Origin of the sequence: Lysinibacillus sp. FSL M8-0337, from assembly GCF_038593855.1 — a bacterium.
Lineage (GTDB): Bacteria > Bacillota > Bacilli > Bacillales_A > Planococcaceae > Lysinibacillus > Lysinibacillus sphaericus_D.
In genome coordinates this window covers 3,443,106-3,469,343 of the sequence record NZ_CP151996.1, presented here as the reverse complement: position 1 = coordinate 3,469,343, position 26,238 = coordinate 3,443,106, and the positions used below count along the sequence as shown (strand labels likewise).

Genomic DNA, 26,238 nt, shown 5'->3' with positions numbered 1-26,238 from the left:
ATAGTAACTTAAAAATAATGTTGTAATTTTCAGAAAAATGTAATACTATAATGTCTTAAAGAACGAATATTCATATTTTGGGAGGGGTAAGATGGAAAGTATTGTTAGTTTTCTGAACAGTATTTTATGGGGGCCGTGGTTTATTTATGGTATTTTATTAATCGGTTTATTCTTTTCAATTATTACACGGTTCCTACAAATAAGACATATTAAGGACATGTTTGTCTTAATGTTTAAAGGGGAAAAATCAGAAAAGGGAATTTCTTCTTTCCAAGCAATGTCGATTGCATTATCTGGGCGCGTTGGTACAGGTAACATTGCTGGTACAGCAACTGCCATTGCAATGGGGGGACCTGGTGCTATTTTTTGGATGTGGGCAATTGCCTTCATCGGTGCAGCGACAGCTTATGTGGAGTCAACATTAGCGCAAATATACAAAGAAGAGAAAGAAACAGAATATCGTGGTGGTCCAGCCTTTTATATTGAAAAAGGGATGGGGCAGAAGTGGTTTGCAATCATTTTTGCGATTGCAGCGTTAATAGCCATGTTGATACTAATGCCTGGCGTTCAATCAAATGCAATAGCAGGTGCCGTTGAAAACGCTTTTGGAATGGAATCTTGGATTACAGGTATTATTATTGTTGTATTATTAGGTGCAATTATTATCGGTGGGGTTAAATCCATTGCAAATGTTGCACAGATAGTAGTACCATTCATGGCTTTAGCTTATATTCTAATGGCAATCGTTATTATTTTTATGAATATTTCAGAAGTACCTGCTGTATTTTCGCTGATTTTTTCAAGTGCTTTTGGTGCACAAGAAGTATTTGGGGGAATTATTGGTTCAGCAATCGCTTGGGGGGTTAAGCGTGGTATTTATTCCAACGAAGCGGGTCAAGGAACTGGTGCACATCCAGCGGCGGCAGCTGAAGTTTCACACCCTGCTAAACAAGGTATCGTGCAAGCGGCATCTGTGTACATTGATACATTATTAGTTTGTTCGGCTACAGCATTTATGATCTTATTTACAGGTATGTATAATGTACAGAATGAGAAAGCTGCGGAAGGTACAGATCCGTTTATTTACGTTGGTGAATTTAATGAAAATGGCCTTACGGGTGAGGAGCAAATTACCTTTGCGAAAAGTATTAAAGAAGGCGCTGCGTATACACAATGGGCAGTGGAATCTTCATTGCCAGGCATTGGTTCAAGCTTCGTAGCAATCGCTTTATTCTTCTTCGCATTTACGACTATTATGGCGTACTACTATATAGCAGAGACGAATGTGGCCTATTTATTCTCGGGGCAAACCGAAAAGATTTTCATTTGGATAGCTAAAATCGCCTTTTTAATTGCAACATTTTATGGAACGATTCGTACATCTGACCTTGCATGGGCAATGGGTGACGTTGGTTTAGGATTAATGGTATGGATTAACGTTATTGCCATTTTAATTATTATGAAGCCTGCGATTCTCGCATTAAAAGATTACGAGAAACAGAAAAAAGAAGGCAAAGACCCTGTGTTTGATCCTCGTAAACTAGGAATTAAAGGTGCAGATTTTTGGGTTGATTACAATGATAAACGCAAAAATAAATAATGTATAAAAAAAGTCCTCTCATTATGAGAGGATTTTTTATTTTAATTGCCGTCGCAACCGGCTGCTTGTGCGTTCAGAATTGTTTGAGTGACTGGCACCGGGAAGTCTTTCATTTTTTCTAATGCAATGACAAATGGTGGATCGTTTTGTTGGTTTAAAAATTCGTATTTTAACACATGGATATATTTTTGTGGTAACTGACTAACATAGTCGATGACTGCGTCACGTTCTTCTTTGCCGCCTGGATGCCCATGGTAAATGACAAGGACAATTAAACCGCCGATTTTTAGCAGTTGTAATAAATCTTGAATTGCTAGAATCGTTGTATTTGGTTTTGTTACGATATCATGGTTACTGCCAGGTAAATAGCCAAGATTGAATATAGCAGCCGCAACTGGTTTTTGAACATGCTTGGCTATATTTTCGTGCCCCGTATGTAACACAAGGGCACGGTGTTCTAAGGCATTGTCTAGCAGACGGTGCAAAGTAGCATCGACTGCATTTTTTTGCACGTCAAAGGCATAAACTTGTCCGTTATCACCAACAAGTTGAGCTAAAAATAATGTATCATGACCGTTTCCAGCCGTAGCATCGACAACAGTATCGCCTTCTTGTATTGAGTCTATTAATAATTGCTGTGCATATTGTAAGACGCGTTGAAGCTTCATTTTGTGACCTCGGCATTATAAAATTTACCTTGCCAACTGCCCCGACGTTCTAACTCTGCATCAATGCCATTCAATACTTCCCACTTATTGACACTCCACATTGGTCCAATCATTAAATCAATTGGTCCATCACCTGTTATACGATGGATGACCATTTGCGGTGGTAAAATTTCTAACTGGTCTGCAACTAGTTTTGTATAGACATCTTGATCTAAAAATTCTAGCATGCCTTTTTCATATTGTTTAACCATTGGCGTCCCTTTTAATAAATGAAGTAAATGGATTTTAATGCCTTGGACATCCAGTTTAGCAACTGCACGTGCCGTTTCCATCATCATGTCATAATCTTCAAGTGGAAGGCCATTGATAATATGTGAGCATACACGAATCCCATGTTTACGCAGCTTTTCAACACCTTCTACATAGGTTGCGTAATCATGTGCACGATTAATGAGGTTTGCCGTTTTTTCATGGACGGTTTGTAGGCCCAGCTCAATCCATAAATAGGTGCGTTCATTTAGTTCTGCTAAATATTCAACAACATCATCTGGTAGGCAATCTGGGCGTGTGGCAATGGACAGTCCGACTACACCTTCTTGTGCTAACGCAGCCTCAAATTTTTCCTTTAAAACGGGAAGTGGCGCATGGGTATTTGTATATGCTTGGAAGTAAGCCATATACTTGCCATCTTTCCATTTTTGATGCATTTTGTCACGAATTTCTGCAAATTGCACATCAATAGGATCAACTTTATTACCAGCAAAGTCACCTGACCCTGCAGCACTACAAAATGTACAACCTCCGAAAGCGACTGTTCCATCTCGGTTCGGGCAATCAAAACCTGCATCGAGTGCTACTTTAAATACTTTATGACCGAAGTGGTCACGTAAATAGCGATTCCATGTATAGTATCTTTTCCCCTCTGTGGGAAAAGGAAAGTTTGTTTCTGTCATGTATTTCACTCCTCTAACATTATATTTTATCATGTGCGTAAGGTTCCGTCATGGAGTAAGAATTTAAATATGCAGAGACAAATGTTATGCCGCTTTATTTATTGAATAAACAATTTATTTCCGTGGTAAAGCGACAGAACTGTTGGCTGCTATAACGAACGCATAAAGGATGAAAAAACTGTTTATTTAAGAATTTTTTTGTGAACAAAGGGTAAATTTATTTTCCTTGTACTTTTTTATTTTTCATCATAAACTAGCTATTTAGAGAAACGAAATAATGGGGGTCAAGGATATGCCAAAAAGTGTTTGGTTTTTAATTATCGGTATGCTTGTGAACACGACGGGCAACTCTTTTTTATGGCCTTTAAATGCCATTTACATGCATGATTATTTAGGGAAATCACTTGCAATGGCTGGCTTTGTTTTAATGTTGAATTCGGCTGCAGGTGTATTAGGCAATCTATTAGGTGGATTTTTATTTGATAGAATTGGTGGCTATAAATCGATTATGCTAGGCATTTTATTGACCGTTGCTTCGTTAATAGGATTAACAATCTGGCATGGCTGGCCACATTATGTGTGGTTTTTAACCATTCTTGGATTTAGTGGAGGAATTGTATTTCCAGGGATGTTTGCGTTAGCGGGAGCGGCTTGGCCTGAGGGTGGTCGTAAGGCGTTTAATGCGATTTATTTAGCGCAAAATTTAGGTGTTGCTGTAGGGCCGGCATTAGCTGGGATTGTGGCGGATTATCAATTTGATTATGTTTTTGTCGTTAATTTAGCGATGTATATTTTATTTTTCTTTATCGCATTGATTACATTTAGAGGAATAGATGCGGAAAGTATTGCATTGAAAAATGTAGTAAGTGAAAGTAAACGTATTACAAATAAGGCACCATTTTATGCCTTATTAATTTTAAGTTCATCTTCCGTGTTATGCTGGCTTGCCTATTCGCAATGGAGTGCAACCATTTCATCCTATACGCAAGATTTGGGCTTAGGGTTAAAACAATATAGTTTACTTTGGACGATTAATGGGCTCCTTATTGTTGTTGGGCAACCACTAATCGCACCGCTTGTGCGCCGTTGGGAACATCAACTTAAGCGTCAATTAGTATTTGGCATTACGCTTATTGCAGCTTCGTTTGGTATTGTAGCATTTGCTGATGATTTTAAAATGTTTGCTGCTGCAATGGTCGTATTAACATTTGGGGAAATGTTTTATACACCAGCTTTACCAACCATTGCGAATCAGCTTGCACCAAAGGGACGCGAAGGTTTTTACCAAGGTATTATAAATAGTGCGGCTACAACAGGTCGTATGATTGGCCCATTGTTCGGCGGTATTATGGTCGATCAGTTTGGTATGATTGCCCTTGTTTCAATTTTAGTAGTTATTGTATTACTAGGCATTTTCCCATGTCTGATTTATGACCGTGGGTGGCAGGCACGCAAACAATTCTGAAAATTAAAGTCAATTTACTTTAAAGCGAATGTTATAGCATTCGCTTTTTTATTTTTTTAGATTGAAATAGTTGACGCAAAAGGATACAATCATACATATTCAAATATTTGAATATGTGAAAATGAATGATGTGGAGGGATAAACGTGGAAGAAGGCTTACAACAGTTTAAAGCCGATTTTTTTAAAGCCTTAGCACACCCGTTACGGATAAGAATTCTTGAATTATTGGTCGATGGCAAGAAAAGTGTGAATGAGATTCAAAGTTGCCTAGAAAAAGAGGGCTCGGCAGTTTCGCAGCAGTTAAGTGTTTTACGGGCAAAAAATATTGTTTATGGTACAAAAGAAGGGAAAAAAGTTTACTATTCTTTAAGTGATCCAATGATTGTTGAATTGTTGCGTGTTGCAAAAGATATCTTTGACAACCATTTAATTCATACAATTTCAAGATTAGAAGAAATGACCGTCAGTGAAAATGACGAAGAGATAATGTAGGGGATGTAATACATTTACCACCCCTTACTAAACTGGATTCGAAAAACTTAATTATTTCGAAGGGAAGATTATTGTATGAAATCACTGTTTACAGGTCGGTTTGAAGGGTATTCAGTTGATCATTTTAAAAAGGACTTATTATCTGGCATAATTGTTGGGATTGTTGCAATTCCACTAGCTATGTCTTTTGCCATTGCTTCCGGTGTAAAACCGGAATATGGGATCTATACAGCGTGTATTGCGGGCATACTTATTTCGCTATTTGGAGGTTCAAAATTCCAAATCGGTGGACCAACAGGCGCTTTTGTGCCAATTCTTTTAGGCATTGTCTTATCGTATGGCTATGAAAATTTATTAATTGCGGGGTTAATGGCGGGAGTGCTGCTATGTTTAATGGGTCTTTTCAAGCTAGGTACTCTTATAAAATTTATTCCACGCCCAGTAACGATAGGCTTTACTGCGGGTATTGCGGTTATCATTTTTACGGGACAAATAGCTAATTTTTTAGGTTTAACAAATATTACACGTCATGAATATTTTATCTCAAATATGAAAGAGTTGTTCGTGCATATAGGAACAATCAATTATTATAGTATTTTCATAGCGATTATTTGTCTTGTAATTATTCTTTTAACACCTAAATTTTTCCCAAAAGTACCTGGCGCATTAGTAGGCATTGTTGTTTCTACCCTTGTCGCTACCTTCTTTTTTTCAGGACAAGTTGCAACAATTGCTACGGCTTATGGTCAAATTCCTAATACGTTACCAAAGTTTTCGATACCAGAAATTACCTTGGAACGATTACAATTATTGATTGGACCTGCCTTTGTGATTGCCATTTTGGGCGGGATTGAGTCGCTTTTATCAGCAGTTGTTGCTGACGGAATGACCAATACGAAACATAATAGTAATCGTGAGCTTGTAGGACAGGGTATAGCGAATATTATTACACCTTTATTCGGAGGGATTCCTGCTACTGGGGCGATTGCACGTACGGCAACCAATATTAAAACGGGTGCTGCAACACCAATGTCAGGTATTATTCATGGTGTTTTTGTATTAGTCACGTTATTGTTATTAGCGCCCTTTGCTTCGCATATTCCGTTAGCAAGTATGGCACCAGTACTAATGGTCGTTGCGTGGAATATGAGTGAACAAAAACATTTTGCTCATATTGTAAAAGCGAAATCTGGAGATTCACTTGTATTAATCATTACATTTTTGCTTACCGTTTTCGCCAGCCTAACGATTGCTGTTGAAGTCGGTCTTGGCTTAGCCATTGTGTTGTTTGCTAAACGAATGAGTGAGAAGTTGGTGGTAGATAAAGTATTACCAGACCATACAAAAAAGAATGGAAAGGTACAACCTTATGTTGTCAATCAAAAGCATGATTGCCCACAAATTAGTATTTATACGATTGAGGGTCCACTGTTTTTTGGTGCAGCGCAAACGTTTGAAGAGACATTACTGCATTCTATGCAAGAGCAACCAAGCGTCCTGATTTTACGTATGGGGAAAGTGCCATTTATGGACTCCACAGGTGAGTCTTATTTTAGCAATATTGTGGAGAACTTTACAAAGCGTGGTGGCAAGGTCTTCGTCACGGGTATACAAGAGGACTTAAAAGCAGCGCTAATGCGTAATGGACTATATGCTCAAATTGGACAAGATCATTTTTTTGAACATACAGGAGAAGCTATAAATAGAGCATTGACACATTTAGATATGAATAAATGCCTTGGTTGTAAACATTTCGCCTTCCATGAATGCGCTGACTTTTCGAGTGACAGGCACGGAAAAGATTCTGACAATTGATAGTTTTTGAAGAGTGAAGCTCCACACGATGGATTGTCGTGTGGAGCTTTTCTATAGGGGTGCTACATTAAATGATTTGCCTTCATGTTCCTCGCAATACTGACAATAGGATAGTGAGTGAGCTTGTGAGGTTTGAAGTAAATAACTTTTGAGAATACTTGTATCAAAGAATGGGTAGTTTGAAGATATATCATGCTTGTAGAAATAATACGAGCTATAAGGGTAGTCCTCCATCTTGGCAACCATAGGGGGAGACGTTGAGATGGGATTGCGGTGAATATAGCGACTAACACTAAGCATGTCGAGTTGTGAGGGAACAAGGTCTGCAAAATATCGACTTTCGTAAAGATGACCGCAATAGTGATATTTCTTTTTAAAGTAATTGCTGTAGCGCCAATTTACATTGGCCATCACTTTGCCTAGTGGTACTTTGGGTGAACGAATCAGCAGGTGATAGTGGTTAGACATAACGCAATAGGTAACAATCTTAAACGAATATTTATGATAAGCATATTGCAATACACGAAAGAAAGCATCGTAATCTGCAACATTGTGAAATATAGTTTGACGATTATTACCGCGCACTACTACATGATGATAATGATCTGGGGACCAAAGCCGTTTTTTTCTTGGCACACGCTATTGCCTCCTTTAGCTTTTTTCTTTAGCATAAAAAAGCATGTAAAGAACGTCAATTAGACGGGAGTTACGAAAGTAATGACTATTTTTATTTTTCATCTGCATAGAAGGTTGAAATGAAAAATTGTTGGTGAAAATAATCATAAAAAATTTTTTTTAATAATTGTGTGGAAATTGTGTGCGTGTCAGGCACCATAAAAAGATGCTTGTGCTTTTTAGAACTTTCCATTAGAATAAATGCAATACATGTAAAGACATTGATGAGGAATAGTAAATTTGTGGTTCTTTTTAGAGAGCTAGCGGTTGGTGGAAGCTAGTAAGGATGCAAGTTGAACTCGCCTGCTGAGTCTGCATACGTAATATGTAATTGTTACGTTTGCCGTTATTTCCGCGTTAAGGAAGCTTGAGCCGAGTGTAATCACTAATTTGGGTGGTACCGCGGGAGTTAAGAATACTCTCGTCCCTTTCTGACAAAGGAAGGGGCGAGTTTTTTTATTTTTTAAATATTTTGTCAATTCTTACGATAAGTGGTACTGCACATATATAAGGAGGAAAAATAATGAGCTTTAATCATCAACAAGTTGAAAAAAAGTGGCAACAGTATTGGGATGTCAACAAAACATTCAAAACAGAAAATGAAACGGATAAACCGAAATTTTATGCGCTTGATATGTTCCCGTACCCATCAGGAGCGGGACTTCACGTAGGGCATCCAGAAGGATATACAGCAACAGATATCCTTTCACGTTTCAAACGTATGCAAGGCTTTAATGTTCTACATCCGATGGGATGGGATGCCTTCGGATTACCTGCAGAGCAATATGCACTTGATACTGGGAATGACCCAGCAGAATTTACAGCAAAAAATATTGCAACATTTAAACGTCAAATTCAAGAGTTAGGCTTTAGCTATGATTGGGATCGTGAAATTAACACAACAGATCCAGAATACTACAAATGGACGCAATGGATTTTCATTCAATTATATAAAAAGGGCTTAGCTTATGTAGATGAAGTGGCGGTAAACTGGTGCCCAGCTTTAGGTACAGTGCTAGCGAATGAAGAAGTGATTGATGGAAAGTCTGAACGTGGCGGACATCCAGTAGAACGTCGTCCAATGAAACAATGGATGCTTAAAATTACAGCGTATGCGGATCGTTTAATTGACGATTTAGAAGATGTAGATTGGCCAGAATCTATTAAAGACATGCAACGTAATTGGATTGGCCGTTCAGAGGGTGCAGAAGTAACATTTAGCATTGAAGGATCGGACAAAAACTTTACGGTATTTACAACACGCCCTGATACACTATTCGGTGCAACATATACAGTGCTTGCGCCAGAGCACAAACTAGTGGCTGAAATTACAACAGCTGAACAACAAGCTGCTGTCGATGCATATCTTGAAAAAGTAAAAATGAAATCAGACTTAGAGCGTACAGATTTAGCCAAAGAAAAAACAGGCGTATTTACAGGCGCTTATGCGGTAAATCCGATTAACGGCAAAAAAGTACCGATTTGGATTGCTGATTATGTGTTAGCTACTTACGGAACTGGTGCGATTATGGCTGTTCCTGCGCATGACGAACGTGATTATGAATTTGCTAAAGAGTTTGGTTTAGACATCGTTGCTGTGCTTGAAGGTGGCGATATTGACAAAGAAGCATTTACAGGTGACGGTCAACACATTAACTCTGATTTCCTTGATGGTTTAAATAAAGCAGATGGTATTGCTAAGGCGATTGAATGGTTAGAGGAAAAAGGTGTAGGGGAGAAAAAGATATCTTATCGTCTTCGTGACTGGTTATTCTCTCGTCAACGTTATTGGGGTGAGCCAATCCCAATGATCCATTGGGAAGATGGTACAACAACTCCAGTGCCAGAAGCAGAGTTACCATTAATGCTTCCAAAAACGGATAATATTCGTCCATCTGGCACAGGGGAATCACCATTAGCGAATATTACGGATTGGGTAAATGTTGTAGACCCTGAAACAGGCAAAAAAGGTCGTCGTGAAACCAATACAATGCCACAATGGGCAGGTTCTAGCTGGTACTTCCTACGTTATATTGACCCTAACAACAAAGAAGCGATTGCTGATCCAGAGTTGCTAAAACGTTGGTTACCAGTTGATATTTATATTGGTGGAGCAGAGCATGCAGTATTGCATTTACTATACGCGCGCTTCTGGCATAAAGTACTATACGATTTAGGGATAGTGCACACAAAAGAGCCATTCCAAAAATTATTTAACCAAGGTATGATTCTTGGTGAAGGTAATGAAAAAATGTCTAAATCAAAAGGCAATGTCGTGAACCCTGATGAAATCATAGAGTCACACGGTGCAGATACACTACGACTTTATGAAATGTTCATGGGTCCATTAGAGGCTTCAGTTGCATGGTCTACTAATGGTTTGGACGGAGCTCGTCGTTTCTTAGACCGCATCTGGCGTTTGTTTGTCAACGAAGAAGAAGGTACGCTATCAGCGAAAGTTCAAACTTCAGATGATACGTTTTTAGAAAAATCATATCACCAAACAGTGAAAAAAGTGACAGAAGACTATGAAGGTATTCGCTTCAATACTGCTATTTCACAAATGATGGTATTTATTAATGACTGCTACAAAGCAGAAGTACTTCCAACAGCCTATGCTGAAGGATTTGTGAAAATGCTAGCACCAATCGCTCCGCATATTGCTGAAGAGCTATGGCAACTATTAGGTCATGAAAATACATTATCTTATGAAGAATGGCCAACGTATGATGAGTCTAAGCTAGTGGACGATGAAGTGGAAGTTGCTGTTCAAGTGGCAGGTAAAGTACGTGCAAAAATTATCGTAGCAAAAGATGCTTCAAAAGAAGAAATTGAAAAAGTAGCATTAGCCGATGAAAAAGTACAAGAATATATGGCGGGCAAAGACTTGGTGAAAATTATTGTCATCCCAGGAAAGCTTGTTAATATTGTTGTTAAATAATTAAACAAAGAGCCGTGAAATACGTTGTAATAAGCGTACTTCACGGCTTTTTTTATAAATGCCGTTGGGAATAGGAACATTACATGCATTGGATGAACGATGGATGGATAGAGGGATTGAGCGGAAAGGAAGCGAACAGCAACCTGCTAACAATGTAATGGGAAGAAAAGATGGCAGGGGTTCAACCTATGATAGATGCTACATCGAATGTAGCCCAATTATGAAGTACTAGCATCAGCGCCAACAGATAAATCATATAGAGCGGAAAATATGGCACAAGCATGCAACCCAAAATGGCAATGTTTATAAGTTAACGTCAGTTATGGACGAAATAGAAAACAGCTCTAAGCAAATTAAAATGTAAGAAATAGGGACGATTCTAAAGTTTTAAAACGATGCTAACGAAAAAAGTGTCCAAAACAAGGGCACTTTTTTTGTTAAAGTGAAACCAACTTTAAAAATTTTACGACTATAGGATGAATGAATAAAGGAGGGGCTCTAGTGAGTGAGCATTTAACAGCCATTATGGAAGAGCACGGCGAGTATTGCCTTCGTGTGGCCTATTTATATGTACGAGACTGGTCGATTGCAGAAGAAATCGTACAGGATGTATTTCTGGCCTACTATTTGCAACAGCATCGCTTTGAACAAAGAGCTTCGCTTAAAACTTATTTAGTAAAAATTACAGTACATAAAAGTCATGATTATTTAAGAAGCTGGAAAAATAAACGCCATCAATTACTTAGTAAATTTCATTTTGGTATTAGTAAAAGAACGCCAGAAAGCGATGTCATTAAAGCGGCGGAACGAGTTACATTGCAAGCGGCATTATTTGAGTTACCTATTACTTATCGGGAAGTATTGATTCTTTATTATTATCAGGAATTAAAAGTACGTGAAATTGCAGATGTACTAGGTAATACAGAAAATACAGTGAAAACTAGGTTGCGTAGAGCAAGACAACTGTTACAAAGCAAGCTCGAACGAAGTGATTGGGAGGTGCTAGACGATGACATCTTTTAAAAAGAAGCTGAATGAGGAAATAGGTGAAACACCACGTTTTACGAAAGGATTACAGGAGCGCATTGTGCACCAAGCCACACAACAACAGTACAAACAAAATAGCAAATGGCAATATCCTACAATAATTGTAGGGATAATGGTGACGCTGCTTTTTTTGATTGCGAGTGGGCCATGGCAGCAAACGGAATATGTACAGCATGCCTCAATTGTTGAACTAGCGCAAAATGAAGAAATACAGCAGCTGTCCATTGCACAAAATTGGTATGAAGATTCATTTAAAGCGGGAAGAACAGGTTGGGTAATAGGGCAACAAGAGTACGCAAAAGGGACTGAGACAAAGCTGATTGAGAACATGCTTCAAAAGGCAGTGGTAAGCCAAAAATCAGAGGAGTATTACTTGATTAATAATTTATGGATAGAATTTAGTAATGGGCAAGTGGTAAAGCTCCAGATGTTTAAAAGTAATGAACAATTTGCCTTTCTCGATATAAAAACCAATAAGTTTTATGAGGTCAATGATGGGGAGGCTGTATCTGCATTTACAGACTTTAATTTTAAGAAATTGGACTTTAACTTTTTGGTCTTTCTCGTATGGATTGGTTTCATTTGGCTAGGGGCTTGGGTAGCGGAGAGAGCCGTTCGCTGGAAATTCCATATTTCAAAAGAGCCGAAGTATGTAAGTGACAATCATAAGAAAGTCGTATATCTTAATAAGTTCATCAATGTTATTGTTCTATGTATATTTAACTTAAAATCATGGATTATATTTATTGCTGCTGACTTTGTGCTTATTTTAGTTATATTGTTACCTAATTTAGCAATCGAATATTATTTTGGAAGACATGAAAAAAGACATTACGTAGCATTAACAACTACAACTTATACCTCTATTATATTTATCGCTTTCCTTATTTGGATTTTTTAAGTGTCAGGCACCGAAACAAATTCGAAAATTCAGAATCGTTTGGGTGCCTGGCACGTTATTTCATTTGTTCTGGTAGCCAAAGTGATATTTGTGGAAGAATGATAACGAGTGCTAAGAACACAATCATTAAAATAATAAAAGGAATAACGCCTTTAACTACTTCTCCGAGTTTTTCCTTTGCAATACCACTTACTACAAAGAGATTTAGACCGACAGGAGGTGTAATCATACCAAGCTCCATATTGATTGTCATAATAATCGCAAAGTGAATAAGGTTGATATCAAAATGAACAAGGATTGGTAGCAAGATTGGTAGCGTTATGAGAATAATGGATACTGCTTCTAAGAACATCCCCATGATAAAGAATAAAATATTGACGATAATCATGAAAATCCATTTGTTCAAGTCACTTTCCGCAATCCAAGCACCAACTTGTTGAGGAACTTGTGCGTTCGTTAAATATAAACCGAATAAAGATGCAGCACCGATAATTAAGAAAATCATCGCTGTAATATTAATAGACTCAACTAATACTTCACGGAAGTCTTTTAACTTCATTTCACGGTAGATAAATAGTGACACGACCAATCCGTAAAATACTGCAATCACAGCCGATTCAGTAGGTGTGACAACACCAGAATAAATCGTTCCTAAAATTAAAAATGGTAAGAAGCCACCCCAAATGGCTTTCAATGATTTACGCCAGCGTTCTTCCCAAGATGCCGGTTCATCGCCTTTAAACCCATTGCGTTTTGCATAGAAGATAGCAGCAACGATTAAAATACCCGTTAAAGCAAGACCTGGAATAACCCCAGCCATAAATAATTCACCGATAGATTGCTCGGAAGTTATACCATAAATGATTAAAGGAACACTTGGAGGAATTAAGATGCCTAGCGTACCACCGGCTGCTACAAGACCCATAGAGTAACGCTTTTTATAGCCAGCTGAAATCATGGCAGGAATCATAATGGAACCGATAGCAGCAGCAGTAGCAGGGGAAGAACCTGAAATCGCTGCGAATATCGCACAGGCAACAATGGTTACGACTGCGAGACCGCCAGGGAGATGTCCAATCCAAGCGCGTAATGCTTCTATTAAATACTTAGAAATGCCCCCACGTGCCATCAGTACGCCAGCAAGAACGAATCCCGGAATAGCCATCATCGGGAATGAATCGAGAGCTGTGAAAATACGCTGTGGAATCATATTCATATTAAAATCAATTTGGAAGAACACTAAAATCGTTGAAAGCGCTAAGCTCACTGCGACAGGTACACGTAAAAATAATAAAATAAAGAAACTAAGTAAGAGGATTAGCATATTCTTCGTCCTTTCCTCTTAAAATATTGACTAATCTTTCTACAAATCGTAGTAAAAATAATACACCTGAAATCGGCAGTACTAAGTAGACTACCCACATAGGAATGCCAATGTCTAGTGATACCATACCGGATGTATAACGGTTTTCAACTAAAATAAATCCATAGTACGTATAAATCAAACAAAAGACGATGCTTAAGCATGTTGCCACTAAATCTAAAATTCGTTTATTGGATGGTTTTAATTTATCGTATAAAATATCTACTTGGATGTGTTGATTGTGACGAAGTGCTAAACCAAAACCAAGAAATGTTCCCCAAATAATTGCGTAGCGCGCTAATTCTTCTACCCAAGCTTGAGGTTCGTTAAAAATATAACGCATCATTACACCGTAGAAGATCAGTGCAATTCCGATTACGAAAAAGAATCCAGCAAGGATTTCCTCTAAATAACCCCATAGTTTATGTAAAAATTTCATGCGGATACCTCCTTAAAATATGATGATAGTATTTTCCGATTTATAAAGTAGAACAAGGATTCATTCTTTCTATCAATTTTCAAAATATTGTAAGCGATTTACTTGAAGAAAAAGAGTGAGTGTCGATAAGTCATCGACACTCAATTTGAAGCACTTATTTTAAATCACGAATACCATTAATTAAATCTTCAGTAATCGCTTTGCCAAACTCTTCGTAAACGGGCTCAAGTTCAGCTTTGATAGCCTCTTTTTGAGCGGCTGTTAATTCAATTACTTCAATGCCAGAGTTCTTAATGTTTTCATACGATTTTGCGTTTTCTTCAGCAGCTAAATCCCAAGCTAACGTTGTGGCCTCATCTAAAGAATCTTCAATCGCTTTTAATAAATCGCTTGGAATCTTATCCCAGAAAGGTTTGTTTACAAAGATAGCGTAATCAAGACGACCGTGTTCAGAGACAGAGAAGTACTTTTGAACTTCTTGGTATTTTTGTGTATCGAAGTTGTTGAACGTATTTTCTTGTCCATCGACAGTTCCTTGTTGCAGAGCAGCGTATGTTTCACCGAATGAAATCGTAGCAGAGCCAGCTTTTAATGCTTTAAATTGTGCTTCAAGAACTTTACCAGCTTGTGCACGGAATTTTAATCCTTTAAAATCTTCTACATTTACAAGTGGGTGTTTGTTATTTGAAAAATGTTTAAAGCCATTTTCCCAAAATACTAAACCTTTAATATCATTTGCCGCTAATTGATCGGATTCAAGAATTGTTTTTGCTACGTCAGAATCAAAGAATTTACGAACATGCTCTTCATTTTCAAAAAGGTAAGGCATGTCCACGTATTGCCAACGAGGGTCAATTTTCACCATTTTTGTAACAGAAGGAGCAATCATATGTACGTTTCCAGATACTAATGCATCCAGTTCATCATTATCGCCATATAATTGAGAAGAAGGATAAACTTCAACTTTCACTTTACCGTCAGTTTTTTCCTCAACTAATTTTGCAAAAGCATCGGCAGCTTTTCCTTTAACACTGTCAATTGATGTAACGTGAGAAAATTTAATAACGAGCGGTTTGTCTTTTGTATAACCACCATCACCTTCAGCTGCTGGAGCAGAAGCTGTTTCTTTTTTGTCGCCTCCACACGCGGCTAATGCTAGTACAAGCACAGCCATCAGTGACATAAGAAGCCATTTTTTCATGTCAAATCCCCCTAAAAGTTTTGATTATAGTTGAAAGGATCCCCTTTAAACCCAAGTTAATGACGTGATTGGTTTTTTGGCAGTGCAAGTATATATTTCTTGCTATAGTTATTTGCGTAATACTTATACACTGGTTCAAATGCAGATTCCCATTGCTGAACATCTTCATCTGTAAAGTAATGAATATTGATACAACTACAAGCTTCCATTTCTTGCAAACGTTCTGTTGTGAGATTTTCTGCCAGTTGCCATTCCCATTCTTGTACCTCAGCAAGTGTTTCAATAAGCAATGTTTGAACATCCTTCGGTAAGGATTGCCAGAACTCATTGTTCATCAGTAGCAAATAACCTAAATAACCATGATTACTAATGCTTAAGTAGTCTTGTAAGGAATGAAGATTTTTACTTGTAATATTTGTTAATGTATTTTCCTGTCCATCTACATTGCCTTTTTGTAGTTGATGGAAGACTGTGTTGAAATCTATGCGTTTTGGATAGGCACCAACACTTAAAAATTGCTCTGCTAAAATATCGCTTGGCATGATGCGCATTCGTAAGTCCTTTAAGTCAGAGACATCTTGGATAGGGCGGATACTATTACTCAATTGTTTGAATCCACTATCCCAAACACCCATTGAAAACAGATTATGATCATTTAATTTCTTCATTAATGATTGACCCACTTCACTATCAATGTATGCATGTACTTCTTCCGCATTTTTAAATGCATAGGGTAAGTCCATCACTGACCATTCTGGAACGAGTGTTGTAATTTTTGAAATGGCTGGTGCGATCATTTGAATATCTCCACGTAAAAGCGCATTCATTTCTTCACCATCTTTATAAAGAACACCATTTGGAAAGACTTGAATTTCTACATGACCATTACTTCGTTGTTTAATCAGCTCGGCAAACTTTACTGCTGCCATTCCCTTTGGTGTGTTTTCACCAACTACATGTGAAAAGCGAATAACAATTTGTTCTTCATGACTTAATTGCTCATTGTCTGTAGGGTAATCTTGTTGTTGACAAGAAATTAACAGCACTGTCAGTAAAATGAGAACGCTCACAAATTGTTTGTGAATACGATTGCGCCACATATAAATTCACCTCTAATCTATTGAAGATGTGAACGCTTTTTATTGTATTGTATATTTTGAAATACTCAATATTATGGTATTAATGAACATTTTGGTATTTATGGTATATAACAATTTATTATTTTAATAAACTGTTACAAAACAGAGCGCGTACTTATTTTTTTATGAATAGGTAAGTGATTTTAACTGCTTTAATGTTATAGAAGCTTCTCAAAAGAAAAGAATCTGCACGCCTTGCATGGGAAAACGATAGCAAAGCAAAATCCTGAAGATAACGTGGAGATTGCTATGGCTTGTTGCTTACCCACAAAAGCGAGCAGATTCTTATATATTGCTATTAGTAATCAGAAAAGTGGATAGACGGCGCAGGATGTCATTATTTAATGGAATAGTATTTTGTAGGTCGTCCAACAGTTCCGTATTTTAATTCGATTTGCACTGTACCTTTTGTTGCTAAAAAGTCTAGGTACTTGCGGACAGTTACTCGCGCCATGCCAACATTTTGTGCAAGCTGTTCAGAAGTAATAGGTGCTTGAAGTGTTGTCAAGTAACCTAAAATTTGCTCCATCGTAATGTTGTTCAAGCCTTTAGGAAGTTCAAGCATTTCGTGCTGGATGCCTAACCACTGATCAATATTCTCTTGGTTAATTGTAGTGGTGCTTAGTAAACTTTTTGTAGCGTTTCGATATTGCTGTAAAGCTTTTTCGAAGCGATCAAAACGAAATGGCTTTATAAGATAATCGATTGCACCGAGTCGAAGGGACTCTTGTACAGTAGGTGCATCACGAGCGGCTGTAATCATAATAATATCGGATGGAATACGCTGCGCTCGAATTTTTAAAAATAATTCCATTCCGGTCATATCTGGTAAGAACATATCAAGTAAAATGAGATTAGGTTTTTGAATAATGATTTTGTCGTAGGCATCACGTCCGTTGACAGCCTCTCCGATAAGCTGAAAACCAGTCATTTTATTTAAAAACCCTTTGTTAACCTCAAGCACCATTGGATCGTCTTCTACGATAAAAACTGTGAGTTTGCTCATTGTTCGTCCATCACCCCTATATTAATTGTAATTGTTGTACCAATATGAACAGTGGATTCTACTTGAATTGTTCCCTTATTGGATTCGACAATTTGTTTGACTAGTGCAAGACCAATACCGTGTCCATCTTTTTGTTTCGTACTAAATCCGTAATCAAAAATACGCTGTGGTACGCCTTCAATTCCTTTACCACTGTCCTGCACTTCGATAATTAAAAAGTGCTTATCCCCAATGATCGTTAAGTGAACATCTTTATGCGGACATTCGAAGCAAGCTTCCATTGCATTGTCCAGTAAGTTGCCGATAATGGTGATAATGTCACCACACGATAAACCACTCATAAAATCCACAAGGTTCGAATCTTCATCAATTGTTAGTTCCACTCCTAGTTCCTTAGCACGTGAGTATTTGCCAAGCAATAAGCCTTGAATTGAATAATCTTGAAATTTATCATGCAAACTTTGAATGATTTCCTCTTCATCTGTAATTTCATCGATAATGAGGCTTAATGCATCGTCATTTCGTTCTAATTGAATAAGCCCTGCAATACTATGGAGACGGTTCATATATTCGTGTTGCTGTGCTCGCAAGGAATCGACAAGCATTTTAATACCCGTTAATTCTTCGGCAAGCATATTTGCTTCTTTACGGTCGGTTAACATGATGAGATATCCCGCATTTTGCTCCATAATCCGAATCGGAAATGTTCGAACTAAATACATTTGATCGAACATTAACAGTGGTCGATAGACTTCGTGCTGTTGAATGGTATCCTCTGCCAGCCAAGTGTTTTTAAATAATGATTTTCTGGAAACTTTATGCCCAAAGAAATGCGTATATTGCCTCGCTAATCGGTTAATAAATGTTACATTCCCGCTTTCATCAGTCGCCAAAATACCAATATCCATCGCTTGAATAATACCTGAGCGTTCTTCTACTAGCCGAGCAATTTCATAAGGTTCTAAATTAAATGTTTGGCGTTTTAAATGGTTAGCTACCCATACAGATCCACCTAAACCAATAACGAGTCCCCAAAAAAGAGAGACTAAAATATCAAATTGATATTGGTCTAAAAGGTTATACCATTTTGGTGCCAGCAGCCCAACGGTAATAACGCCAACCTGTTTGGTACCTTCCTCATTCATAATTGGTACAAATGCTCGTATGGAATAGCCAAGCACACCGTGTGCCTTTGATATGTACTCATGCTGTGAAAAAGCTTCTATTTCATCGCCACCTTCAAAAACTGTACCAAGTTTACTTTCAGATGGATGGGAGTAACGAATACGTTTCATATCAATGATAACAATGTAATCAACATCCGTTGTTAATCGGATGCGTTCAGCAATGGGTTGAATCACTTCAAAACCTTCTTTTGTGCCTACATGTTTTTGGACTTCTGTCAGCTGTGAAACGGTTCGTGCAATAGCTATTGCACGTGCACCGAATTCTTTTTCCAAAGCACCAGCAAGATTATGAATCATAATTGCACCACTCGTCGTGATAGAAAAAATAACAATTATGAACGAAAAGATAAACATTTTTAGTCGCAACGATATGTTCTTCATAAGTATGTAAAAGGAATGCTGAAATGGCAGCCCTTTATCATTTCATCACCTCTGTGGTATAAGATTTCGATCAGCAAGCGCATGGATTATGTAGATTAGCAAACCCTATTTTTCTAACAATGAACTAGGACTATCATTCTATAATAAAGTAACATAAAAGAATAGCTTGTTGTAATACAATTACCGCTTTAACGTATTCATTTCAATTGTGTACTATAACAATGAACTTATACGTTTTTTAAAGAAAAAAATATAAAAAGTGGGAAGTGCTATGAAGGTTTTGTTGTTCTAATATTCGTTGAGTGTTTTCGGTAAATCAAAAAATTTATATTTGAATAATAAAAAATAATAGGCATTTAAACTTGTAAAGTACGTTATACATATCGTTTGTGTAAATTAATTTACATTTTAAATGCTTACTGGTTGGATTTACATATGTTGTGATAACTTGATTTCTTTTGCGCAAAGAAAATTTGCTTCGATAAGTTTTTAAAATTCTCTTTTGTTCTTAATATTTCTGCCTATCAATTATTTGTATTTTCTTACCCTTTATATCGATAGGTTTTGTATCTAGTGGCAGCCTAGGAGAATACATGGCTTAATATGTGAAAATATGCACAAATTTAACTATTTCAAAATAATTTATTTAGTGTGAATAAGTACGGTAGAAAAATAATAATAGCTAAAATATGTTGGTGATATCGTTTGATAAACGCCTTTTTGCTTAGAGGCTGTAAGGATTTTGATGTTGTTGATATGTATTGACTAGTCGAAAACTTTTTGGAGAAATAATATTTTTTAGAAAAACATCTTGCATTCGAATAATTATAAGTGGTAAATTGTTTTACATGGACGTTCATAGAATCTTCACAGGTAGCAAAAGAGGGGAGAAATGAGAATTTATGAATAAAAATAGATGGTTAATTGCATTATCTGCAATCGCTATTCACCTTTCCATTGGTGGAGCCTATGCATACAGTGTATACAAGCTGCCGATTGTCACAGAAATGGGATGGAGTGAAACAAAGGTTACGATAGCCTTTACAATTATGATGGGGCTTGCTGGTTTTTCAGCAGCGTTATTTGGTAGTTTAGTAGAAAAAATGGGTCCACGTAAATCGGCCATGGTAGCAGCAGTACTGTTTGGAGCAGGACAAGCTGGTGCAGGTGTTGCAATCTCTATGGATTCTGTCACATTATACTGGTTAACTTACGGCTTACTTAGTGGTTTAGGTATGGGGATTGGTTATATCGCACCTGTCTCTACATTAGTAAAATGGTTCCCAGACCGTCGTGGTTTAGCTACAGGTATGGCTGTACTAGGATTTGGATCGGGAGCATTAATTACTGCACCGGTAGCAGCAAACTTAATGGAAGCAGTTGGAATTTCTACAACTTACTTTATTTTAGGGGCAAGTTACTTCACGTTAATGATTTTAGGGGCTTCTTATATAGCGCCGCCAAAACCAGGTTTTATGCCTGCGAATATGAAAGCGGCAGCAGAAAAAGGCAAGGATGTAGTGAAAAAAGATTTAGCAGTAATGTCAGCTCGTGAAGCTGTGAAAACAAAACATTTCTGGATGTTATGGTCAATGCATTTAGTCAATGTAACTGCGGGTATTATGATGATTTCTGTCGCATCACCGATGGCACAGGAAATTGTAGGTTTATCAGTTGCAGGAGCTGCAGCAATGGTAGGCGTTATGGGGTTATTCAATGGTGGCGGTCGCTTAATTTGGGCTGCTGTGTCGGATTATATTGGTCGTTCAAACGTCTTTGTAATATTCTTTACAGCACAACTTATTACATTTATCGTATTGCCGCATACGACAAACGTTATTATTTTCCAAGCACTTATTTTCTTAGTAGTTAGTTGTTATGGTGGCGGTTTCTCAAACCTACCTGCATTCGCAAGTGACCTATTTGGTACGAAGCAACTTGGTGTTATCCACGGTTATTTACTAACAACATGGTCTTTAGGTGGCGTTTTTGGTCCACTTCTAGTGAGCGCTATTAAAAATGCTTATGATAGTTACATTCCTGTATTCTATGTATTTGCAGGTTTAATTGCTATTTCATTAATTATTTCATTAACGCTACGTGCAGATGTGCGTAAACAAACAGCATTAAAAACAGCAGAGCAAAAGGTTGGAGACGTCTCCGCTACACGATAATTTTTACTTTCAATTCGCACTTGAAAAGTATAGCCGTATTAGTGTCATTTCGCATATGACGCTAATGCGGTTTTTTATTTGTAGCGATTGTTATACAACACTTGATTAATCTTCGTCTAACATATAACAGCTCATGTTTGATGTCAATAAGATTATGGTAAATAAAGTGATTTTGCTACTAAAAGAGAAATTTTGCAACGTTATTCTATTTATAGGTGACAGCAATTTACTATAAAAATAATCAAAATAATAGTATATGAAGGGCTATATGTCTGTAGTGATTGACTGTGACAAAGAATGGTGAATCTTTTCATGGCAATTAACGTATATAAGGGTATAAAGGAGGCGGACGCTATGGGAAAGTATTCATTAAATGAATTCATTAAGACAACGCAACAAGATGATTATGAGAACGAATATTTCGAGTTAGAAACAGAGCGTGTATTAGAGGTTAATTTAGATGGTGAAGTCTGGTCAAAAATGGGGGCTATGATTTCATACATAGGCGACATTAAGTTTGAGCGGGAACGTGTTTTAGAACATGGCCTTTCAAAAATGTTTAAAAAAGCATTAACAGGCGAAGGAACGCAACTTATGAAAGCAAAAGGAAAAGGGCGTCTCTATTTAGCGGATCAAGGGAAAAAGGTGACTATTTTTGATTTGAAGGATGAAAGTATTTGTGTCAACGGTAATGACTTGCTGGCATTTGAACCAAGTATTAATTGGGACATTCAATTAATGCGTAAAATGGCTGGTATTATGTCTGGAGGGCTGTTTAATGTAACGCTACAAGGAAGCGGTAAAGTAGCCATTACAACGCATTTCGAGCCGTTGACGTTGTTGGTAAAGCCTGGTGAAACAGTTTATACGGATCCTCATGCTACAGTTGCATGGTCAGGCAATTTAACACCTGAATTTAAAACAGATATTAGCTTCCGTACGTTTATTGGACGTGGCAGTGGTGAATCGATTCAAATGGCTTTCTCTGGCGAAGGGTTTGTCATTATCCAACCGTATGAAGAGGTTTATTTGTCTAGCGAAAGTTAAAAAAGTAGGGACAAAAATGCAAAAAGTGTTCGATTGACTGCTATCAATCGAACACTTTTTCGTTGTTGTCCGCTTTGGCGGTGCTTTCCGCTCAGCACAGTAAGCCGCAACCCTCGCTAACGTGCAGGTTGTTGCGTCTTACGTTCTGTGCTGTCCCGCAGGAGTCACCGCCTTCGCTACCATCAACTAGTGTAAACTTCTCATTTTTATTTACTGCAAAAGAATGAACTGCTAAGGTTTCATTCCTCTTCATAAAGGAAAAATCCCATCAATCGAACATTTTTTTGTTATACGGTTATGTTTGCTACGGCGGTGCTTTTTACTACTGTTTTTTAGCTTATATTTCGTCTCTTAGTCCTTGCTAAATGGAATCGAGTGATTACAAGTCAGCGTTCATTCCTGCAATTCGTCCTGTCACAAGTGCAGACGTAATATTATAGCCGCCTGTGTAGCCATGAATATCTAATATTTCTCCGCAGAAAAATAAACCTGCCTTTTTCTTAGACGCCATCGTTTTTGGTTCGATTTCTTTCACAGAAACGCCTCCACCTGTAACGAATGCTTTGTCGAGCGATTGTGTACCGCTAACCGTCATTGTGAAATTCACTAGTAAATGTGCTAGCGCGCGAATTTTTTCTTGAGATAATTCAATACCAGTCATTTGAACATCAATATTTGCACGGTCACATAAAAATAGCAGCCAGCGTTCTGGTGCGACGCCTTTCCAAACATTTTTCACTGCTTTTTTCGGTTCTTCTTTTATAAGCTTATTTAAATATTGCAGACATGTTTCCTCATTGAAATCTACAAGCGTTTGGATACGCATTGTGACAGGTTCATAACCCGTTTTCATTAACTCCTTGACGACAAACTGACTACAGCGTAATACAGCAGGGCCGCTTAATCCGAAATGCGTAAAGAGCATGTCCATTTGATGTGTTATTAGTGGCTTACCTTTTTTATTGAGAACGGATACCTCGACATCTCGTAATGCTAATCCTTGTAGCTCTCTCGTTTGAATAAACTCCTCTTTTGATAAAACGGGCACTTCTGTTGGAAAGAGTGTTGTCACATTATGTCCAGCACGTTCGGCCCAAGGGTAGCCATCGCCTGTTGAACCTGTTTGTGGCACTGCCTTGCCTCCAACTGCTACAATAATAGCCTTACAGCGTACTTCTGTCCCATCTTCTAAGCGCACACCAAGAATCTTTTCATCATCCATCAATAACTTGTTAACGGGTGTATGTAACCGTACTTCAACATGTAGTCGTTGCAATTGACGAATCAATGCATCGACTACATCTTGCGCACGGTTGGACATTGGGAACATACGACCATGGTCTTCTTCTTTTAATGCGACACCTAGCCCTTCGAAAAAGGCAATAATGTCCTCATTGTTATAAACAGTAAAGGGGCTATATAAAAAACGACCGTTGCCAGGAATATGTTTAACAATTTCTTCAACAGGTAGTCTGTTTGTTACGTTACAGCGACCACCGCCAGAAATCGCGAGCTTTTTCCCAAGCTTTGTCCCTTTTTCGAGAAGTAAAACTTTCTTTTTTCGTTCTCCAGCTGCGATGGCGGCCATTAATCCAGAGGGGCCACCACCGATAACGATTACATCATACATATATGTGAACTCACTTTCTTTTCATTATTAGGAACTTTTCCTATTATACATGAAGTCTATATAGAGGGCGGCTACTTTACATTGAAAATTATAATAAAGTGCTTTATAATTTTTTATCTATAATGACAGCATGAAATGAATGGCTTTTCGTGCTATGATGATAGAGGTTATGCACTAAATTATGAGGTGAAAAATAGATGTGCGGATTTATTGGCTATATTAATGGAACAAATGTGATTGATCATCACCAAACAATTGAAAATATGATGAATACAATTATTCACCGTGGACCAGATAGTGGTGGTATTCATAGTGACGATAAAGTAACGTTAGGTTTCCGTCGTTTAAGCATTATTGACTTATCAGATGTGGCAAATCAACCTCTTTATAGCCCAGATGGCAACATTGTGCTTGTTTTCAATGGGGAGATATATAATTTCCAAGAGTTGCGTAAGGACCTACAAGAAAAGGGTCATACATTTAAAACGAAATCGGATAGTGAAGTGTTAATCTTCGGTTATCTGCAGTATGGTGTAGAATTTGTCAAACAGCTTCGCGGTATGTTCGCATTCTGTATTTGGGATAAAAAGAATGATTTACAATTTATCGCGCGTGATGGCTTTGGTATTAAGCCACTGTACTACACTGAAAACACGACGGATGGAACATTTATTTTTGGTTCAGAAATTAAATCTTTCTTGCCTCATCCAGCATTCATTAAAGAATTAAACAAAAATGCATTACGTCCTTATTTAACGTTCCAATATTCTTCAATGGACGAAACATTCTTTAAAGGTGTATTTAAATTACCACCAGCGCACTATATGGTCATTAAAAATGGACAAAAACAAATTGTGCAATATTGGGATAAAAAATTCCATGCGAAAGAAGCGCCGATTGAAAAATATGTGGAAGATATTCGTTCAACAGTAAAAGAGTCAGTAGACGCCCACCAAATTAGTGATGTAAAGGTTGGTTCTTTCCTGTCTGGCGGTATTGATTCTAGTTATATTACATCATTGCTACGTCCTGATAAATCATTCTCTGTTGGTTTTTCGGACTATGAAGATATGTTCAATGAGACAAACTTAGCAAAGGATTTATCGGATACATTAAATATTCAAAACGAGCGTAAATATATTACAGCAGATGAGTGTTTTGAAGCTTTACCGAAAATTCAATGGCATATGGATGAGCCACAGTCAAACCCATCTTCTGTACCGCTTTACTTCCTATCGGAGCTAGCGGCGAAGGATGTAACAGTTGTACTTTCTGGTGAAGGTGCGGATGAGATTTTTGGAGGCTATTCGTGGTACCAAAACTCTGGCAGAATGCAAAAATACGAAAAGGTGCCATTTGGTCTACGTAAAGCATTGCGTGGCATTGCAGAGGCGCTTCCGAAAAACCAATATACACATTTCCTTGTAAAAGGTGGTCAAACCGTAGAGGAGCGCTTTATCGGTGAAGCGGTTGTATGGGATGAGGATGACGCATTAAACGTCTTAAAACCAGCATACAAAAACGGTCCTTCTGTACAAACAATTACGAAACGTATTTATGATGAAGTACCTGGTGATGATGATGTTACAAAAATGCAGTATTTAGATTTGAATTTATGGATGCCTGGAGATATTTTATTAAAGGCAGATAAAATGAGTATGGCGCACTCTATCGAATTACGTGTACCATTTTTAGACAAAGAAGTAATGGAGCTAGCAAAAAATATTCCATCAAGATATCGTGTCAATGATATTGATACGAAATATGTTCTTCGTCAAGCGGCACATCAGGAATTACCAGAAGAGTGGGCAAAGCGTCCGAAGCTTGGCTTCCCTGTACCAATTCGTCACTGGCTGCGTGAAGAAAAGTATTACAATATGGTCAAGGACATGTTTACAACGGACTTTGCCAATGAATTTTTCGATACGAAGCAACTAGTGGGTTATTTAGATGAACATTATGAAGGCAAAGCTAATCGTGGTCGCTATATTTGGACAGCTTATGTGTTCTTAGTATGGTATAAACAATTCTTTGTTGATATGTAACACAGAAGTAGCAGTTCAAAGAATCTAGTAGATTTTTTGAACCGCTATTTTTTTGGAAATATACAAGAC

The 26,238-nt window shown here is 37.7% G+C and carries 20 protein-coding genes and 1 other annotated feature; of the genes, 10 read left to right on the top strand and 10 right to left on the bottom strand.

From position 1 onward, the window contains the following. The first annotated feature begins 91 nt into the window (after positions 1–91). The gene (locus MKY08_RS16715) at positions 92–1,600 is read left to right on the top strand and encodes an alanine/glycine:cation symporter family protein (RefSeq protein WP_069513899.1); all 1,509 of its coding nucleotides are present in this window, start codon (positions 92–94) and stop codon (positions 1,598–1,600) included. Positions 1,601–1,641: 41 nt separating this feature from the next. Here the strand turns inward: MKY08_RS16715 and MKY08_RS16710 are convergent, their stop codons facing one another. Then, positions 1,642–2,268, bottom strand: a complete 627-nt coding sequence (locus MKY08_RS16710; protein WP_069513896.1) for a class I SAM-dependent methyltransferase — start codon at positions 2,266–2,268, stop codon at positions 1,642–1,644. Further along, the gene (locus tag MKY08_RS16705; RefSeq protein ID WP_069513893.1) at positions 2,265–3,221 is read right to left on the bottom strand and encodes a TIGR01212 family radical SAM protein; all 957 of its coding nucleotides are present in this window, start codon (positions 3,219–3,221) and stop codon (positions 2,265–2,267) included. The genes MKY08_RS16710 and MKY08_RS16705 overlap by 4 nt, the downstream gene beginning before the upstream one ends. Positions 3,222–3,513: 292 nt before the next feature. Here MKY08_RS16705 and MKY08_RS16700 point away from each other — a divergent pair, with 292 nt between their 5' ends. The 3 genes from MKY08_RS16700 (at position 3,514) to sulP (ending at position 6,993) form a co-directional block, all read left to right on the top strand. Then, positions 3,514–4,686: an MFS transporter gene (locus MKY08_RS16700; RefSeq protein ID WP_069513892.1), complete on the top strand. Its 1,173-nt coding sequence runs from the start codon at positions 3,514–3,516 to the stop codon at positions 4,684–4,686. A gap of 144 nt (positions 4,687–4,830) precedes the next feature. After that, entirely contained in the window at positions 4,831–5,178 is a 348-nt protein-coding gene (locus tag MKY08_RS16695; RefSeq protein ID WP_069513889.1) for a metalloregulator ArsR/SmtB family transcription factor, read from the top strand. 75 nt (positions 5,179–5,253) lie between these two features. Beyond that, positions 5,254–6,993 carry a sulfate permease gene (gene sulP, locus MKY08_RS16690; protein ID WP_069513887.1) on the top strand — a complete coding sequence of 580 codons (1,740 nt, stop codon included), beginning with the start codon at positions 5,254–5,256 and terminating at the stop codon, positions 6,991–6,993. Between the two features lie 51 nt (positions 6,994–7,044). Here sulP and MKY08_RS16685 read toward each other — a convergent pair whose 3' ends face one another. Then, the gene (locus MKY08_RS16685; protein ID WP_069513884.1) at positions 7,045–7,629 is read right to left on the bottom strand and encodes a transposase; all 585 of its coding nucleotides are present in this window, start codon (positions 7,627–7,629) and stop codon (positions 7,045–7,047) included. A 251-nt stretch (positions 7,630–7,880) separates the two neighbouring features. After that, positions 7,881–8,100: a binding site (T-box leader), on the top strand. Positions 8,101–8,191: 91 nt separating this feature from the next. Here MKY08_RS16685 and leuS point away from each other — a divergent pair. The 3 genes from leuS (at position 8,192) to MKY08_RS16670 (ending at position 12,557) form a co-directional block, all read left to right on the top strand. Continuing rightward, the gene (gene leuS / locus MKY08_RS16680) at positions 8,192–10,609 is read left to right on the top strand and encodes a leucine--tRNA ligase (protein ID WP_069513881.1); all 2,418 of its coding nucleotides are present in this window, start codon (positions 8,192–8,194) and stop codon (positions 10,607–10,609) included. A 501-nt stretch (positions 10,610–11,110) separates the two neighbouring features. Then, complete coding sequence (locus tag MKY08_RS16675; protein ID WP_081328060.1) at positions 11,111–11,632, top strand: sigma-70 family RNA polymerase sigma factor; 522 nt, start codon at positions 11,111–11,113, stop codon at positions 11,630–11,632. Then, positions 11,619–12,557, top strand: coding sequence for a hypothetical protein (locus tag MKY08_RS16670; RefSeq protein ID WP_069513876.1), 939 nt, complete (start codon positions 11,619–11,621; stop codon positions 12,555–12,557). Before MKY08_RS16675 ends, MKY08_RS16670 begins: the two co-directional genes overlap by 14 nt. Positions 12,558–12,612: 55 nt before the next feature. Here the strand turns inward: MKY08_RS16670 and MKY08_RS16665 are convergent, their stop codons facing one another. The 6 genes from MKY08_RS16665 to MKY08_RS16640 all read right to left on the bottom strand — a co-directional run bounded on the left by MKY08_RS16665 (position 12,613) and on the right by MKY08_RS16640 (position 19,189). After that, a complete protein-coding gene (locus MKY08_RS16665) occupies positions 12,613–13,881 on the bottom strand; it encodes a TRAP transporter large permease subunit (RefSeq protein WP_069513873.1) in 1,269 nt (422 codons plus the stop codon). Beyond that, entirely contained in the window at positions 13,862–14,359 is a 498-nt protein-coding gene (locus MKY08_RS16660) for a TRAP transporter small permease (protein ID WP_069513995.1), read from the bottom strand. Before MKY08_RS16660 ends, MKY08_RS16665 begins: the two co-directional genes overlap by 20 nt. A gap of 154 nt (positions 14,360–14,513) precedes the next feature. Further along, a complete protein-coding gene (locus tag MKY08_RS16655) occupies positions 14,514–15,560 on the bottom strand; it encodes a DctP family TRAP transporter solute-binding subunit (RefSeq protein WP_069513870.1) in 1,047 nt (348 codons plus the stop codon). A 56-nt stretch (positions 15,561–15,616) separates the two neighbouring features. Beyond that, entirely contained in the window at positions 15,617–16,660 is a 1,044-nt protein-coding gene (locus tag MKY08_RS16650) for a DctP family TRAP transporter solute-binding subunit (RefSeq protein ID WP_069513867.1), read from the bottom strand. A gap of 376 nt (positions 16,661–17,036) precedes the next feature. After that, positions 17,037–17,705 (bottom strand): response regulator, encoded by a 669-nt coding sequence (locus MKY08_RS16645; RefSeq protein ID WP_069513864.1) that lies wholly within the window; start codon positions 17,703–17,705, stop codon positions 17,037–17,039. Continuing rightward, a complete protein-coding gene (locus MKY08_RS16640; protein WP_081328059.1) occupies positions 17,702–19,189 on the bottom strand; it encodes a sensor histidine kinase in 1,488 nt (495 codons plus the stop codon). Before MKY08_RS16640 ends, MKY08_RS16645 begins: the two co-directional genes overlap by 4 nt. Before the next feature lie 986 nt (positions 19,190–20,175). Between MKY08_RS16640 and MKY08_RS16635 the strand changes: the two genes are divergently transcribed. Together MKY08_RS16635 and MKY08_RS16630 are read left to right on the top strand one after the other, a co-directional pair. Continuing rightward, a complete protein-coding gene (locus MKY08_RS16635; RefSeq protein ID WP_024363732.1) occupies positions 20,176–21,447 on the top strand; it encodes an OFA family MFS transporter in 1,272 nt (423 codons plus the stop codon). Between the two features lie 354 nt (positions 21,448–21,801). Beyond that, positions 21,802–22,494: an AIM24 family protein gene (locus tag MKY08_RS16630; RefSeq protein ID WP_069513859.1), complete on the top strand. Its 693-nt coding sequence runs from the start codon at positions 21,802–21,804 to the stop codon at positions 22,492–22,494. 379 nt (positions 22,495–22,873) lie between these two features. On the opposite strand, the gene MKY08_RS16625 is transcribed toward MKY08_RS16630, so the two are convergent. After that, positions 22,874–24,124, bottom strand: a complete 1,251-nt coding sequence (locus tag MKY08_RS16625) for an NAD(P)/FAD-dependent oxidoreductase (RefSeq protein ID WP_069513856.1) — start codon at positions 24,122–24,124, stop codon at positions 22,874–22,876. 197 nt (positions 24,125–24,321) lie between these two features. Here MKY08_RS16625 and asnB point away from each other — a divergent pair, with 197 nt between their 5' ends. Further along, positions 24,322–26,169 carry an asparagine synthase (glutamine-hydrolyzing) gene (asnB, locus tag MKY08_RS16620; RefSeq protein WP_069513853.1) on the top strand — a complete coding sequence of 616 codons (1,848 nt, stop codon included), beginning with the start codon at positions 24,322–24,324 and terminating at the stop codon, positions 26,167–26,169. Positions 26,170–26,238: the final 69 nt, after the last annotated feature.

Bases quoted from the DNA above. Each gene is read 5' to 3' on its own strand.
- MKY08_RS16715 (WP_069513899.1), top strand. From the start codon at position 92: ATGGAAAGTATTGTTAGTTTTCTGAACAGTATTTTATGGGGGCCGTGG.
- MKY08_RS16710 (WP_069513896.1), bottom strand. From the start codon at position 2,268: ATGAAGCTTCAACGCGTCTTACAATATGCACAGCAATTATTAATAGAC.
- MKY08_RS16705 (WP_069513893.1), bottom strand. From the start codon at position 3,221: ATGACAGAAACAAACTTTCCTTTTCCCACAGAGGGGAAAAGATACTAT.
- MKY08_RS16700 (WP_069513892.1), top strand. From the start codon at position 3,514: ATGCCAAAAAGTGTTTGGTTTTTAATTATCGGTATGCTTGTGAACACG.
- sulP (WP_069513887.1), top strand. From the start codon at position 5,254: ATGAAATCACTGTTTACAGGTCGGTTTGAAGGGTATTCAGTTGATCAT.
- leuS (WP_069513881.1), top strand. From the start codon at position 8,192: ATGAGCTTTAATCATCAACAAGTTGAAAAAAAGTGGCAACAGTATTGG.
- MKY08_RS16670 (WP_069513876.1), top strand. From the start codon at position 11,619: ATGACATCTTTTAAAAAGAAGCTGAATGAGGAAATAGGTGAAACACCA.
- MKY08_RS16665 (WP_069513873.1), bottom strand. From the start codon at position 13,881: ATGCTAATCCTCTTACTTAGTTTCTTTATTTTATTATTTTTACGTGTA.
- MKY08_RS16660 (WP_069513995.1), bottom strand. From the start codon at position 14,359: ATGAAATTTTTACATAAACTATGGGGTTATTTAGAGGAAATCCTTGCT.
- MKY08_RS16655 (WP_069513870.1), bottom strand. From the start codon at position 15,560: ATGAAAAAATGGCTTCTTATGTCACTGATGGCTGTGCTTGTACTAGCA.
- MKY08_RS16650 (WP_069513867.1), bottom strand. From the start codon at position 16,660: ATGTGGCGCAATCGTATTCACAAACAATTTGTGAGCGTTCTCATTTTA.
- MKY08_RS16645 (WP_069513864.1), bottom strand. From the start codon at position 17,705: ATGAGCAAACTCACAGTTTTTATCGTAGAAGACGATCCAATGGTGCTT.
- MKY08_RS16640 (WP_081328059.1), bottom strand. From the start codon at position 19,189: ATGATTCATAATCTTGCTGGTGCTTTGGAAAAAGAATTCGGTGCACGT.
- MKY08_RS16635 (WP_024363732.1), top strand. From the start codon at position 20,176: ATGAATAAAAATAGATGGTTAATTGCATTATCTGCAATCGCTATTCAC.
- MKY08_RS16630 (WP_069513859.1), top strand. From the start codon at position 21,802: ATGGGAAAGTATTCATTAAATGAATTCATTAAGACAACGCAACAAGAT.
- MKY08_RS16625 (WP_069513856.1), bottom strand. From the start codon at position 24,124: ATGTATGATGTAATCGTTATCGGTGGTGGCCCCTCTGGATTAATGGCC.
- asnB (WP_069513853.1), top strand. From the start codon at position 24,322: ATGTGCGGATTTATTGGCTATATTAATGGAACAAATGTGATTGATCAT.